Genomic DNA, 14,325 nt, shown 5'->3' with positions numbered 1-14,325 from the left:
GCGCGCTGCAGGCGGCGCGCCTTCCGCGGCCTTGGCCTTGCGGCGCCGCGGCTTCTGCTTGCGCGCTTCCTCGCGCAGCGCCGAGAAAACGCGAACGAGAGCGGCGCGGTCGGCCGGCTTCTCGGTCACTCCGAACGCGCCCAGACCGATAGCCGAGCGGCTGTGGTCAACGCCCGAAATTACGTGAATCGGGACCTGTCTGGTATCGGCGTCGTGCTTCAGCAGGTCGAGCAGCACGAACCCGTCGATGTCCGCCAGGCCGAGGTCGAGCGTGATCGCCCAGGGCTGAAGCTTGCGCGCCATCGCCAGTGTTCCCGCTCCGGCGGTCGACACGACGCCCTTTAATCCCGCCTCGCGCGCGGCATCGAGGAGGATCGTGGCGAACGTCGGATCGTCCTCGACGATCAGCACGAACGGCTCCTTGCCGAGCTCGTCGCGGTCGTCGTTGACTTCGAACCCGGTCGGCAGGGCTGTCGGCACGACCGCCCCGCTATTCTCGTAGCGGACCGGAGTGCCCTTCAGCGTCGAGCCCACCGCGGGCACCGCCTCGAGCGGCACGTACAGCGTGAAGGTCGAGCCCTCGCCGGGCTTGGAACGGACCTGCAACTCCCCGCCGAGGAGGCGCGCGATCTCGCGACTGATGGAAAGGCCAAGGCCCGTGCCGCCATATTTGCGGCTGGTCGTGCCGTCGGCCTGGAGGAATGGCTCGAAAATCAGCCGTTGCTTGTCCTCCGGGATGCCGATGCCCGTATCCCGAACCGCGATCTCGATTGCGCGATCGCCCTCGTGAAGAACAGGGTGGCTCCGGCTCCAGCCCTTCTCCGCACACTTGACGGCGAGCGTCACGCTGCCCTTCGACGTGAACTTGAAGCCGTTGGACAGCAGGTTGAGCACGATCTGCTGGAGCCTTTTCTCGTCGGTGCGGATCGTCTCGGGAAGCTTGGGATCGAACTTTACCTTGAATTCGAGCCCCTTGTCGGACGCGAGCTGGCGGAACGTCCGTTCCATGTGGTTCTTGAGGTTCTGCATCGGCATCTCGCCGACTTCGATCGTGACCGTCCCGGATTCGACCTTCGACAGATCGAGAATGTCGTTGATCAGGCTGAGCAGGTCGGAACCGGCCGAGTGGATGGTGCGGGCGAACTCGACCTGCTTGCCGGTCAGGTTGGCCTGGGCGTTGTCGGCCAGCAGCTTCGACAGGATCAGGAGCGAATTGAGCGGAGTTCTCAGCTCATGGCTCATGTTGGCGAGGAACTCGGACTTGTACTTGGAGGTGAGCGCAAGTTGCTCGGCCTTCTCCTCGAGCGCGCGCCGCGCCATCTCGATCTCGAGGTTCTTGGCTTCGACCTGCTTCTTCTCATTCTCGAGCAGCTGCGCTTTCTCCTGAAGCTCCTCGTTGGTCGCGTGCAGCTCCTGCTGCTTGCGCGTGAGCTCGGTCTGGCGCGCCTGCAGCTCCTGCGTGAGCAGCTGCGATTGCTTGAGCAGCCCCTCGGTGCGCATCGTCGCGGCGATCGTGTTGAGCACGATGCCGACGGACTCCATCAGCTGGTCGAGGAAGCTCTGGTGGGTTTCGTTGAACTCGTTGAACGAGGCGAGCTCGATGACGGCCTTGACCTCGTCCTCGAACAAAGCGGGGAGGATGTTGACGGTCGCCGGCCGCGCCTGGCCAAGGCCTGAGCCGATGCGGATGAAGTCCGGCGGCACGTCCTTGAGCAGGATCGGCCGGCGATCCGCGGCGGCCTGACCGACCAGCCCCTCGCGCAGGTGGAATTCCTGCTTGAGCTCCTCGGCGCGCTCGGCGCCGTAGCTCGCCACCAGCTCGAGCTTGGTCTCGTCCTCCTCGCGCTTGGTGACGTAGAAGACTCCATATTGCGCGTTCACCAGCGGCGCGAGCTCGCTCATGATGAGGTTGGACACGGTCGCGAGATCACGCTCGCCCTGAAGCATTCGGCTGAACCGGGCGAGGTTGGTCTTGAGCCAATCCTGCTCGGCATTCTTCAGCGTCTGGTCCTTGAGGTTGCCGATCATCTCGTTGATCGTGTCCTTGAGCGCGGCCATTTCGCCTGCCGCTTCGACCGCGATCGAGCGGGTGAGATCGCCCTTGGTCACCGCAGTCGCCACCTCGGCGATCGAGCGCACCTGGTTGGTCAAGTTGGCGGCGAGCTGGTTGACGTTGTCGGTCAGGTCGCGCCACAGGCCGGCCGCGCCGGGCACCCGCGCCTGGCCGCCGAGCTTGCCCTCGATTCCGACCTCGCGCGCCATGTTGGTGACCTGGTCGCCGAAGGTCGAAAGCGTATCGATCATGAAATTGATGGTGTCGGCGAGCGCGGCGATTTCGCCCTTGGCGTCCACCGTGAGCTTGCGCTTCAAATTGCCCTGGGCGACCGCGGTCACCACCTCGGCGATGCCGCGGACCTGATTAGTCAGGTTGTTGCCCATCAGGTTGACGTTATCGGTCAGGTCTTTCCAGGTGCCGCCGACGCCCGGCACCTGCGCCTGGCCGCCGAGCTTGCCCTCGGTGCCGACCTCGCGCGCGACGCGGGTGACCTCGGATGCAAAGGCGTTGAGCTGATCGACCATGGTGTTGATGGTGTTCTTGAGCGCCAGAATTTCGCCCTTCACGTCGACCGTAATCTTCTTCGACAGGTCTCCCCTGGCGACGGCGGTGGTGACGTCGGCGATGTTGCGCACCTGGCCGGTCAGGTTTTCGGCCATCAGGTTGACGTTGTCCGTCAGATCCTTCCACGTTCCGGCCACGCCGCGCACCTGCGCCTGGCCGCCGAGCTTTCCCTCGGTGCCGACCTCGCGCGCGACGCGGGTCACTTCGGAGGCGAACGAATTGAGCTGATCGACCATCGTGTTGATGGTGTTCTTGAGCTCGAGAATCTCGCCCTTGACGTCGACGGTGATCTTCTTCGACAGGTCGCCCAGCGCCACGGCGGTCGTCACCTCGGCGATGTTGCGGACCTGGCCGGTGAGGTTCGCGGCCATCGCGTTGACGTTGTCGGTCAAGTCCTTCCACGTGCCGCCGACGCCGGGCACCCCCGCCTGGCCGCCGAGCTTGCCCTCGGTGCCGACCTCGCGGGCCACGCGAGTCACCTCGGAGGCGAAGGCGTTGAGCTGATCCACCATCGTGTTGATGGTGTCCTTGAGCTCGAGGATCTCGCCCTTCACGTCGACGGTGATCTTCTTGGAGAGGTCGCCCCGCGCGACCGCGGTGGTCACCTCGGCGATGTTGCGGACCTGCCCGGTGAGGTTCGCGGCCATGAGGTTGACGTTGTCGGTCAGGTCGGCCCAGGTCCCGGCGACGCCCGGAACCTGCGCCTGTCCGCCGAGCTTGCCTTCGGTCCCGACCTCGCGCGCGACGCGGGTCACCTCCGACGCGAAGCCGTTGAGCTGATCGACCATCGTGTTGATGGTGTCCTTGAGCTCCAGGATCTCGCCCTTCACGTCGACCGTGATCTTCTTCGACAGGTCGCCCTTGGCGACCGCCGTGGTCACCTCGGCGATGTTGCGCACCTGCCCGGTCAGATTGCCGGCCATCAGGTTGACGCTATCGGTGAGGTCGGCCCAGGTTCCGGCGACGCCCTGCACCTGCGCCTGACCGCCGAGCTTGCCCTCGGTTCCGACCTCACGCGCGACGCGGGTCACCTCCGACGCGAAGCCGTTGAGCTGGTCCACCATCGTGTTGATGGTGTCTTTCAGTTCGAGGATTTCGCCCTTCACGTCGACCGTGATCTTCTTCGACAAGTCGCCCTTGGCGACGGCGGTCGTCACCTCGGCGATGTTGCGCACCTGGCCCGTAAGGTTCGCGGCCATGAGGTTGACGTTGTCCGTCAGGTCGGCCCACGTGCCGGCGACTCCCTCGACCTGCGCCTGACCGCCGAGCTTGCCTTCGGAGCCCACTTCGCGCGCCACGCGGGTCACTTCCGAGGCAAAGGAATTGAGCTGGTCCACCATGGTGTTGATGGTGTTCTTGAGCTCGAGGATTTCGCCCTTCACGTCGACCGTGATCTTCTTCGAGAGGTCTCCCTTGGCGACCGCCGTCGTCACTTCGGCGATGTTGCGGACCTGGCCGGTCAGGTTCTCCGCCATCAGGTTGACGTTGTCGGTAAGGTCCTTCCACGTGCCGGCGACGCCTTCGACCTTCGCCTGTCCGCCGAGCTTGCCTTCTGTGCCGACCTCGCGCGCCACGCGGGTGACCTCGTTGGCGAAGCCGTTGAGCTGGTCGACCATGGTGTTGATGGTGTTCTTGAGCTCGAGGATTTCGCCCTTCACCTCGACCGTGATTTTCTTGGACAGGTCGCCGCGGGCGACGGCGGTCGTCACTTCGGCGATGTTGCGCACCTGGCCCGTCAGGTTGGTCGCCATCGCGTTCACATTGTCGGTCAAGTCCTTCCACGTGCCGGCGACGCCCTTCACGCGCGCCTGGCCGCCGAGCTTGCCTTCGGTGCCGACCTCGCGTGCCACGCGCGTCACTTCGGATGCGAACGAACCCAGCTGCTCGACCATGGTGTTGACCACCTTGCCGATGCGCAGGAACTCGCCCCGCAGCGGACGCCCATCGATCTCGACCGACATGGATTGGGAAAGGTCGCCCTTGGCGACCGAGCCGATCACGCGCGCCACCTCGGTGGTGGGTTGGACCATGTCCTCGATGAGCTCGTTGACCGAGCGAATGGCGGTTTCCCACCCGCCGCGAGCATTTTTCACCCGGCCGCGCTGGGTGATCTTGCCTTCCTTTCCGACCACCCTGGAGAGCCGCTCGAACTCCTGCGCCATCTCCTCATTGAGGGCGACCACCTCGTTGAAAAGGCTTGCTATTTCGGCGTCCACTCCGTCGGCGTCTTCGGGCAAGCGAACACTGAAATCGCCGCGGCGGAGCGCCCGAAGGGCACTGACGAGCTGGCGGCGATCGATGAAATCGCGCTGGGCCTGGATGTTCACGCTTACGTCTCCGCTCGGATGTTCTCCCCCCGCCCAGGTTGCACGATGGCGGCCCCCCGGCCGCCGAACTCACGCATATTAGTGGATTGTTTTGGTTTCCGCTTCCTAAAAGTTCCGCATGCATTGCGACTGAACGACGGTTGCCAGCCGCCGAGTTGAGCCGCTAGGGGCATGGCATGCGTGCAATTCCGGTGGCCGCGGGCTCGTGACGGGCCCGGACCACGATCTTTTGCGGTTCGTCGCATCGAGCTTCCGATCGGTTTGGGCGCTCGAATTGCTGCTGGTGCTCAAGAGCGAGGAGCGGGTCTGGTCGCGCGAGGAGCTCGTCGCGACACTGCGCGCGAGCGAGCTCGTCGTCTCAAAGGCCCTCGACTCGCTCCTCGCCGCCGGCCTCGCGTCGGTGGACGCGGAAGGGGCGCGCTACATGCCGGTGAGCGAGGAGGTGGCACGCAACGTCGAGCGGGCCGAAAGCCTCTATGCGGCCAAGCCCGACGCCGTCCGCCGCAGGATCGTCAGCAGCTCCGCAGCGGATCTTGCCGCCTTCGCAGATGCGTTCCGGTTGCGTAAGGAATGATCATGGCGGAGATTTTCCCCGGCGCGGTGTATCTCCTGTGCTTCCTGACCAGCGCCGCCTGCGCCTGGCTGCTCGGCCGGAGCTATCGCACGGCGGGGGCCCCGCTGCTGCTGTGGAGCAGCATCTGCTTCGTCTTCCTCGCGCTCAACAATCTGGTGCTCGTGCTCGACCTCCTGCTGCTGCCCAGCCTCGACCTCAAGCTGCCGCGGCTGCTGCTTGCGCTCGCCGCCGTTTGCTCCCTGCTGTTCGGTTTCATCCTGCGCATCGAGGAGAACTGAGCAGTGACGCTTTACGATTTCCTGTCGGGAGCCGTGGCGCTCGGGTTCCTCGTGTGCGGCCTGTTCTTCCTCCGCTTCTGGAAGCGCACGCGAGAGCAGCTGTTCCTCGCCTTCAGCCTCGCATTCGCGCTGCTCGGCGCAGCGCAAACCGTGCTCGCGCTCGCCAGCATCCCGACCGAGGAGCGCGGTTCGCTTTATCTAATCCGCCTTGCGGCGTTCACGCTCATCCTCGTCGCAATCTACCGCAAGAACCGTAGCGCACACACTTGAGCGAGCAGGTGCTGGTTCAGGAGATTCCGCGCTGCCACGCGGGGTCGAGCAGGTCTTGCTCCTCGGCATGCCGTTTGATGTAGGCGGCGAAGAAGGGGCAGATGGGTATTACCCTGAGCTCCCGCTCACGCGCTGCTGCAAGGCCGGCGCGGATCAGCGCAGTGCCGATGCCCTGCCCTTCGTGCCCCGCCGGAACTTCGGTGTGGGTGAACATGATGATTCCCCTGGGTAGCGTATATTCGGCGATTGCCAGGGACCCGTCGCCGAGGTCGATCTCGAACCGGTGCCGATCGGGATTGTCGCGGACCGGCCATTCGGCCGGAGATGAAGCCTGCTGTTTCATGCGGCGCATTCTACTCGACGCATGCCGTGCCAGCCACTGGCACCGCCTGCGATCCGACGGAGGTGCGGAATTGGCGACCGGGAGACGGAGCCGCCTGATGACGGTTCGGACCGTGACTCACAATTGCCGAACCGGCAAAGGTTGAAAGCGCGCGCCAGTTCTTGCACTCGCTGCGGATGGGTAAAGCGCAATCGATTCACGCCATCGTCGACCAGCTCGCGGCGATCTACGACGAGTCCGTCGACAATTTGAGGCGCGCGGTCGCCGCTTATGTGCGCGACCGCATACCGCCGGACCCGGAGACACGAGCGCGCGGCGCCTTCGCCTACCCCGAGCTCAGGATCGATTATGCGGGGAAGTTCCCGCGGCCCGCCGTCGCCCGCGCCTTCGCGCGGCTGACCCAGCCCGGCGCGTTCGCGAGCAGCATCGCGCGGCCGCAGCTGTTCCGCGACTATCTCTTCGAACAGCTCGAACATCTCAGCCGCGACTACGACGCCACGATCTCGGTCGGCCGCTCGGCGAGCGAAATCCCTTATGTCTATGTGATAGAGGAGAGCGGCATCCAGATCGGCGACATCGGCACCGCCGAGTTGTCGCGCTTCTTTCCGTCGAACGAGCTGGTGCATATCGGCGACGAGGTCGCGGATGGCACGTGGACCGCCGGCGACGTACGCCCGCTGGCGCTGTTCGACGGCCCGCGCACCGATTTCAGCCTCGCCCGGCTCAAACATTATACCGGCACGCCCGCCGAGCATTTCCAGCACTTCGTCCTGTTCACCAACTACATCCGCTACGTCGATGAGTTCGTGCGGGTGGCGATAGACGAGGTGCGGCGCCCGGATTCCCGGTTCACCGCGCTCTCGGTGCCGGGCGCGGTGTACGAGCGCGGCGAGCTCATCGACGCCGAGGCGCAGATCGCTGCCGGTCAATGGCGGCGGCACCAGATGCCGGCCTATCACCTGATCGCCGAGGGCCGCGCCGGCATCACGCTCGTCAACATCGGCGTCGGACCCGCCAACGCGAAGACGATCTGCGACCATGTCGCGGTGCTCCGCCCCGAAGTGTGGCTGATGATCGGCCATTGCGGCGGGCTCCGGCCGAGCCAGACAATCGGCGACTATGTCCTCGCCCACGCCTACTTACGCGACGACCATGTGCTCGACGACATGCTTCCGCCCGAAATCCCGCTGCCGGCGATCGCGGAAGTGCAGAAGGCGCTGTTCGACGCCGCGCTAAAGGTCACCGGCGAGGACGAGGACAGCGTCAAGCAAAGGCTGCGCACCGGCACGGTGGTGACGACCGACGACCGCAACTGGGAGCTTCGCTACGCGGCTTCCGCGCTGCGCCTCAACCAGAGCCGGGCGGTCGCCATCGACATGGAATCGGCAACGGTCGCGGCGCAGGGCTATCGCTTCCGCGTGCCTTACGGCACCTTGCTCTGCGTGTCGGACAAGCCGCTCCACGGCGAGCTCAAGCTGCCGGGACAGGCCAATGCCTTCTACGAGCGCGCGATCAGCCAGCATCTTCGGATCGGGATCGAGGCGCTCGGGCTGCTGCAGCTCGAAGGCGAAGGGCTGCACAGCCGCAAGCTGCGCAGCTTCGACGAGCCCCCGCTGCGTTAGCGCGGCGTCGCGTCTCGAATTCGGCCGGGCGTCGGGACCTGCGGATTCGTTGCGAGCCATTCCTCGAGCGCGTCGAGGTCGAGACCCGCATCGAAGGTATCCGCGCCCTCGGTCAGCATTGTGTAGCCGTCGCCGCCGCTAGCGAGGAAGCTGTTCACGACCACGCGATACCGCCCATTCGGATCGATCGGCTTGCCGTCGAGCCTCATCGCGACGATGTGCTCCCCCAGCGGCTTCGAGAGATCGTAGGCGAAGTGAAAGTTCGCTGAGGGCACGAGCACCGACGGTCGAAGGCCTTGCGCGTCGAACTGGTGCTCGAGCAGAGACTTCAGCTGCGCCCCGGTCAGCGTCCGCACCACGAGTGTGTTGCCGAACGGCTCGAGCGCGAAAATCTGCCCGTAGGTGACGCGTCCGTCCGCACGCGGAACCAGGTCGGTGCGGACGCCGCCGCTGTTGATGAAGGACAGATCGGCATTGCCGCGATTGGACCCCTTCGTCGCCGCGAGCTGCGCGTCGGCGATCAGGTCGGCGACGGGCGATTCGCCATTCTCTTCCGACTTCGTGGCGGGCGCTTCGAGATGGCCGACGACGCGCTCGGCGGCCGGCTTCGACGCGATCACGTAGCGGGCGACCAGCGCCGCCACCTGAGAGTCGGAACCGACCGCGCCGGTCACCGGCACATTGACCGCGCGTTCGCCGATCATGCGGCGGCTGACCGGATCGAAGCTCAGCCGAAGGTCGGTGTAAAGGATCCCGTACCTGCCGGCGCTGGTCAGGAGCCGCGCCGCGCCGCCGCGCTGCAGCGTGCAGGCATAAGCCTGGTGCGTGTGGCCGGAGACGACCGTCGTGATCGCCGGATCGAGCTTGTCGAGGATCGGCAATATATCGCCGGCGATGCCGTTGCAGCCCTGTTCCTCGAAGCTGTCGGGCACGCCTCCGCCCTGGTGGATGAGCAGGACGATCGTGTCGGCGCCCGCGGCCTTGAGCTTCGGCACCAGCGCGTTGGCCGTCGCCGCTTCGTCGGCGAAATGCAGCCCCGCGACCCCGGCGGGGCTGACGATGCTGCCGGTGCCTTGGAGGGTCTCGCCGATGAAGCCGATCTTGATCGGGCCGACCTGCTTGATGGCGGTTGCGGGGAAGAGGGTGGCCCCGTCGCCGCGTTGCACGTTCGCGGCGAGATACTGGAACCGCGCGCCGGCGAACGGCTCGAGCCGGCAGGGCACGCGCGTCGTGTGTTTCTCGCATCCGCCTTGCTGCATGCGCACAAGCTCGGCCGAGCCCTTGTCGAACTCGTGGTTGCCGACGGAGGCGAGGCTGAGGCCGAGCAGGCTCATCGCGTCGATCGTCGGCTCGTCGAGGAAGTATGCCGAAGCGAGCGGCGAGGCGCCGATCAGATCGCCCGCTGCGACGGTGATGCTGTACGGATGGCCTTGGCGTGCCTGCTCGAGCGCGGACGCAAGCTGCGCCGCGCCGCCGAGTCGCGCCTTCAGCACCGTGCCGTCGGCTTGCGTGATCGACACCGGCTGCGGCGGCGTCTCGATATTGCCGTGGAAGTCGTTGATTGCGAGGATCTGGACTTCGATCGGCGGCTGCGCGGCTTGGGGCGGAACCTGCGCCGCGCACGCGGACAGGAAGATGGCGGCGAAGCCGACAGAGACTCTGCGGATCATCGCGCGGGCCTCTCCGGAAGCACCTGCGGCTCGTCGAAAAGCGCGTTCAGATACGCCGCGAGCCGCACGCCACCCTGCGACAGCCGTTGCTCCATCAGGGGCGTGAACCGATAAACGTAGGAGTAGGACAAGGCCGGAAGCACCGCCTCACCCTTCTTCACCTTCTTCACCTTCTTCACCTTCTCGCCCTTCTTCGGCTTCGGCATGTCGGCCGCGGCCGGATAGAGCGTGTCGCGATACTCGCCGCTCTCGCTCATCCAGTCGCGCGGGTTGATGTCCCACCAGGCGATCAGCTGGCGGTCGCTCATGTGCCGCTCGAGCTTGGCGGCGAGCTCGGTGAACGACAATTGCTCCTCGTCGACGAGCTGCGAATCCCACACGGCGTGGAGGTTCGTCGGCTTTCCGAACCAGGTCACGTTCACGTCATTGCCGCCGCGGTCGCAGCATTTGCCGACGTGCAGCGGCTGGTGGAGGTCGCCGACGAGGTGAATGACGAAGCGCAGCGCGGTCTGCTTGTCGGCGAGGCTCGCCGCCGGGTCTTTCAAAACCTTGCTGAAATGGTCGAGCGCCTCCAGCGCGTCGCCTTCGGACGGCGCGTGGTCGTAGGTGATGCCGTTCAGCGTGACGTAGTGCCAGGGAGTCGCCGTCTTCTGCCAGAAGATGGCTGGATCGGAGCGCATCTCGTCCGGCCAGTTGGCCGCGTCGACGAGGCTTTCGCCGGGCCTCAGGATTTCGCGAACGTGAGCGCGCGCCAGCCCCGAAAGCTGCGTGTCGGCGATCGCGGCGACTACCCGGTGCCCGGTCTTGCCCCAGGCGAGGACCGGCGATGGAATCAACGCGGCGACTGCCGCAAGTGCGAGAACACGAGCATTCATCAACAACAGTCTCCGAGTCGTCATTGCGAGGAGCGCAGCGACGAAGCAATCCAGAAGAAAGATGGATCACACGAAGGCACGAAGAAGAAAGTGAAGCCACGAAGATCAGCTGCGACCCCTTCGTGCCTTAATTTCTTCTTCGTGCCTTCGTGTGAAAAAATTTCGTGCATCGCTTCACCGGCTTTCGCCGGCTCGCAAATGACGGCTGACTAGCGCGCGCGCGTGCTGCTGCCTAAGGTCGAATTGATGACAGATGAAGAGCTGATTGCGCTGGCGCGCGAGGCGGCGGCGAAGGCTTATGCGCCTTATTCGAACTTCTGCGTCGGCTGCGCGATCGAGTCGGTCGAGGGCGAGGTCGTGACCGGCGCGAACATGGAGAACGCCTGCTACCGCCTCGGCCTCTGCGCCGAGCAAAGCGCGCTCACCGCCGCGCAGCACAAGTTCGGCCTCGACAAGGTCGCGCGGATCGCGGTGGTCGGCGGCAGTGATGCCACCATCTGCACCCCGTGCGGCGGCTGCCGGCAAGCCATCCTCGAAGCCGCCCAATTGAGCGCCCGCGACGTCGAGATCATCTGCGGCAGCGGCGACGGTTCGGCGGTCGAGGGCCACACGATCGGCGAGCTGATCCCGTTCGGGTTTGGGCCGGCGAACCTCTCTAGACCAGCTTGATCTCGCGCAGGCGCTCCTGGAGGTAATCGTTGGCGGTGATCGGCGACCATTTGGGCTGCTCGCCCGCGGGCACCGTCTCGGGCAGCGCATCGATCAGCAAGTCCGAGCGGAAGTGGAGGAAGAAAGGCATCGAGTAGCGCGCGTGGCTCGCGCGGTCGGGGGTCGGGTTGACGACTCGGTGCGAGGTCGAGCGGAGCACGCCGTTGGTCAGCCGCTGGAGCATGTCTCCGATGTTGATCACCAGCTCGCCGGGCTTGGGTGAAACCGGGATCCAGCGGCCGTCGCGGGTCAGCAGCTCGAGCCCCGCTTCCTCGGCGCCGAGCAGAAGCGTGATCGCGTTGATGTCCTCGTGCGCGCCGGCGCGGATATGCTCGCCGGTCGGCTCTTTCTGCGGCGGGTAGTGAAGCGCGCGCAGCACCGAATTGCCGTAGCGCACCGCGTCCTCGAAATAATCTTCGTCGATCTTCAGGTAACGCGCGATCGCCTTCAGCACCTTGAGCCCCGCGGCATCGAACGTCGCGTAAAGCTCCTGGAACGTGTCCTTGAAGCTCGGCACTTCGGCCGGCCAGAGATTATCGGGCATATGGTCGCGAAAGGGGTGCCCCTCCGGCAGGTCGCGGCCGACATGCCAGAATTCCTTGAGGTCGTGCGCCTTCGCCCCCTTGGCGGTCTCGATCCCGAATGGCGTGTAGCCGCGCGCGCCGCCGCTGCCAGGGACGCGGTACTTGTTCTTCACGTCGTCCGGGAGCGCGAAGAAGGCTTTCGCTTTCTCCTCCGCGCGATAGATGAGCGCGTCGGGAATTCCGTGGTCGGCGATGATCGCGAACCCGTAATCCTCGAAGCTGCGCCCGAGCTTCTCCGCGAAGACCTCGGGGTCGTGGTCGGCGTCCTTCAGCGAAACGGACGCGATTTGGTTGGCGGTGATCGAGGCCATGATTCAATTCTACTCGTGATTGGGCGCACTGGTCAGTCGAATTTTTCTTTTCACGCGAAGGCGCGAAGGCGCGAAGAAGAAAAATTGGCGCGATCTAAGGAATCATCAGTCCCGCCAGCGCCGCGCTCATCAGGTTGGCCAGGCTCCCGGCCAGCAAAGCGCGCAGGCCAAGTCTTGCGATGACGGGGCGCTGGTTGGGGGCGAGGCCGCCGGTCACGGCCATCTGGATCGCAATCGAGCTGAAGTTGGAGAAGCCGCACAAAGCGAAGATGATGATCGCGCGGCTGCGGTCGCCTAGCGCCGCGGCGTTCATCTGGCCGAGATCGAGGAACGCGACGAATTCGTTGAGCACAAGCTTGGTGCCGAACAGCCCGCCGGCGGTGCCCGCTTCGTTCCATGGAACGCCGATCAGGTACATGACCGGCGCGAAGAGATAACCGACCAGACGCTGGAAGCTGAGGCCCGGAACGCCGATCATGTTGCCGAGCCCGCCGAGCAGCCCGTTGGCGAGCGCGACCAGCGCGACGAACGCGAGCACCATCGCGCCGACGGCGACCGCGAGCTTGACGCCGGTCTGCGCGCCCTGGGCGGCGGCCATGATGACGTTCGCCGGCTGCATCCCCTCCTCGAAAGTCTCGGCGACCTCGACCTTGGAATCCTCGACGCTGTCGGTGTCCTCCGGCTCGTCGGGCACGATGATCTTGGCCATCAGGATGCCGCCCGGCGCCGACATGAAGGCCGCCGCCAGCAAATAAGGGAGGTACTGCTCGCCGAGCAGGCTCGCGTAAGCCGCGAGGATCGTGCCCGCGACGCCGGCCATGCCGACGCACATTACGGTGAACAGCCGCGAGGGCGGGAGCGCGGCGAGATAGGGGCGAACGACCAGCGGCGATTCGGACTGGCCGACGAAAATGTTCGCCGCCGCCGACAGCGATTCGACCCGGCTGATGCCCGTCACCCAGCCGATCGCTCCGCCGACCCAGCGGACGATCCGCTGCATGATGCCGAGATAATAAAGGATCGCGACCAGGCTCGCGAAGAAGATGATCACCGGCAAAGCGGCGATCGCGAAAGTGTTGGCGAGCGGGTTCTTGTCGGCCGGGCCGAACAGGAATTCGGTGCCGGTGTTCGCATAGCCTAGCAAGTTCGCGACCGCGAACGACAGGCCCTTGATCGTCGCGACTCCGACGGTGGTCTTGAACACGAACAAGGCGACGGCGGCCTGCAAGGCGAACGCGGCCGCGACCACGCGCAGCCGGATCGCGCGCCGGTTGGTCGAAAAGAGCAGGGCGATGGCAAGGATGACGGCGATCCCGGCGAGGCCGAGCAGCTTGCTATTCATTGGAAGCCCCTCCCCCGAGGCGCAAAGTGAAATCTCTACCAGACCATGCCCTGCGTAGCGGCTGTGACGGCTTCGTCCAGCAGTTCGAGCGCCTGTTCGGGCGTTTCCGCGACAAGGAGTTGAGCGCGCCGCTGCGGCGACATGAAGCCGCTCGCCGCTGCGTGGTCGATGAAGCCGATCAGCCCGTCCCAATAGCCGTTGACGTTCAAGAGGCAGAACGGCTTCTTGTGATAGCCGAGCGCATTCCAGCTCCACGCCTCGAAGAATTCGTCGAGCGTTCCGATCCCTCCCGGAAGCGCGAGGAAGGCGTCGGCAAGCTCGGTCATCTTCGCTTTTCGCTCGTGCATCGTCTCGACGATGTGGAGCTCGGTAACGCCCGAGTGCGCGACTTCGATGTCGACCAGCGCCTGCGGGATGACGCCGTAAACGAAGCCGCCGAGCTCGAGCACCCTGTTGGCGATCAGGCCCATCAGGCCAAGCCGGCCGCCGCCGTAGACCAGCTGCACTTGCTCGCGGACCATCGCCGCGGCGGTTGCGCACGCCGCGGCCGCGAAGGCGGGGTCGGTGCCCGGCGCCGAGCCGCAATAGACGGCGAGCTGGTCGAGGTTCTTCACTGCTCGACCAGGTGCCGGAGGTCGGCTTCGGGGCGCGCACCGAAATGCGAGATCACTTCCGCCGCCGCAAGCGCGCCGGTGTCGAGGCAAGCTGTAAGTCCGCGCCCGCGAATCCGGGCGGCGAGGAAACCGGCGGCGAACAGGTCGCCCGCCTTGATGTCGTTGGTGTCCGCCAGCATCAGGCCGC

Annotated in this window: 13 protein-coding genes; 5 read left to right on the top strand and 8 right to left on the bottom strand. The window is 65.5% G+C overall.

The window, feature by feature from the left end; all coding sequences use genetic code 11:
• Positions 1 to 4,947, bottom strand: a 4,947-nt coding sequence (locus tag GH737_RS07975; protein ID WP_230558701.1) for a HAMP domain-containing protein, incomplete at its 3' end; no start/stop codon positions are given.
• A 205-nt stretch (positions 4,948 to 5,152) separates the two neighbouring features.
• Between GH737_RS07975 and GH737_RS07970 the strand changes: the two genes are divergently transcribed.
• The 3 genes from GH737_RS07970 to GH737_RS07960 are packed head-to-tail and all read left to right on the top strand — an operon-like array spanning position 5,153 to position 6,069.
• Positions 5,153 to 5,521, top strand: coding sequence for a hypothetical protein (locus GH737_RS07970; protein WP_155264309.1), 369 nt, complete (start codon positions 5,153 to 5,155; stop codon positions 5,519 to 5,521).
• Positions 5,522 to 5,523: 2 nt separating this feature from the next.
• Positions 5,524 to 5,799 (top strand): DUF5985 family protein, encoded by a 276-nt coding sequence (locus tag GH737_RS07965; RefSeq protein ID WP_155264308.1) that lies wholly within the window; start codon positions 5,524 to 5,526, stop codon positions 5,797 to 5,799.
• A gap of 3 nt (positions 5,800 to 5,802) precedes the next feature.
• On the top strand, positions 5,803 to 6,069 hold the full coding sequence (locus tag GH737_RS07960) for a DUF5985 family protein (RefSeq protein ID WP_155264307.1): 267 nt from the start codon (positions 5,803 to 5,805) through the stop codon (positions 6,067 to 6,069).
• 16 nt (positions 6,070 to 6,085) lie between these two features.
• On the opposite strand, the gene GH737_RS07955 is transcribed toward GH737_RS07960, so the two are convergent.
• Entirely contained in the window at positions 6,086 to 6,412 is a 327-nt protein-coding gene (locus tag GH737_RS07955; protein ID WP_155264306.1) for a GNAT family N-acetyltransferase, read from the bottom strand.
• Positions 6,413 to 6,588: 176 nt separating this feature from the next.
• Between GH737_RS07955 and GH737_RS07950 the strand changes: the two genes are divergently transcribed.
• The gene (locus GH737_RS07950) at positions 6,589 to 8,034 is read left to right on the top strand and encodes an AMP nucleosidase (RefSeq protein ID WP_155264305.1); all 1,446 of its coding nucleotides are present in this window, start codon (positions 6,589 to 6,591) and stop codon (positions 8,032 to 8,034) included.
• Here the strand turns inward: GH737_RS07950 and GH737_RS07945 are convergent.
• Together GH737_RS07945 and GH737_RS07940 are read right to left on the bottom strand one after the other, a co-directional pair.
• Positions 8,031 to 9,704 carry a bifunctional metallophosphatase/5'-nucleotidase gene (locus tag GH737_RS07945; protein ID WP_155264304.1) on the bottom strand — a complete coding sequence of 558 codons (1,674 nt, stop codon included), beginning with the start codon at positions 9,702 to 9,704 and terminating at the stop codon, positions 8,031 to 8,033. The two genes, GH737_RS07950 and GH737_RS07945, sit on opposite strands and share 4 nt — an antisense overlap.
• Entirely contained in the window at positions 9,701 to 10,579 is an 879-nt protein-coding gene (locus tag GH737_RS07940) for a S1/P1 nuclease (protein ID WP_155264303.1), read from the bottom strand. The genes GH737_RS07945 and GH737_RS07940 overlap by 4 nt, the downstream gene beginning before the upstream one ends.
• A 222-nt stretch (positions 10,580 to 10,801) precedes the next feature.
• On the opposite strand from GH737_RS07940, the gene cdd reads away from it, so the two are divergent.
• On the top strand, positions 10,802 to 11,248 hold the full coding sequence (gene cdd / locus GH737_RS07935) for a cytidine deaminase (protein WP_230558700.1): 447 nt from the start codon (positions 10,802 to 10,804) through the stop codon (positions 11,246 to 11,248).
• Here cdd and GH737_RS07930 read toward each other — a convergent pair.
• From GH737_RS07930 to GH737_RS07915, 4 genes are all read right to left on the bottom strand, one after another.
• A complete protein-coding gene (locus tag GH737_RS07930; protein ID WP_155264301.1) occupies positions 11,235 to 12,182 on the bottom strand; it encodes an isopenicillin N synthase family dioxygenase in 948 nt (315 codons plus the stop codon). The genes cdd and GH737_RS07930 overlap by 14 nt on opposite strands.
• Before the next feature lie 94 nt (positions 12,183 to 12,276).
• Positions 12,277 to 13,524, bottom strand: a complete 1,248-nt coding sequence (locus tag GH737_RS07925; protein ID WP_155264300.1) for a NupC/NupG family nucleoside CNT transporter — start codon at positions 13,522 to 13,524, stop codon at positions 12,277 to 12,279.
• Between the two features lie 35 nt (positions 13,525 to 13,559).
• Positions 13,560 to 14,138, bottom strand: coding sequence for an LOG family protein (locus GH737_RS07920; RefSeq protein ID WP_155264299.1), 579 nt, complete (start codon positions 14,136 to 14,138; stop codon positions 13,560 to 13,562).
• A partial coding sequence (locus tag GH737_RS07915; RefSeq protein ID WP_230558699.1) for a PfkB family carbohydrate kinase occupies positions 14,135 to 14,325 on the bottom strand: 191 nt, incomplete at its 5' end. The genes GH737_RS07920 and GH737_RS07915, both read right to left, overlap by 4 nt.

It is taken from the genome of Sphingomonas segetis (assembly GCF_009720245.1).
GTDB lineage: Bacteria > Pseudomonadota > Alphaproteobacteria > Sphingomonadales > Sphingomonadaceae > Sphingomicrobium > Sphingomicrobium segetis.
Note: the sequence above shows the minus strand (reverse complement) of the source record. Positions and strands in the feature narration are given on the sequence as shown.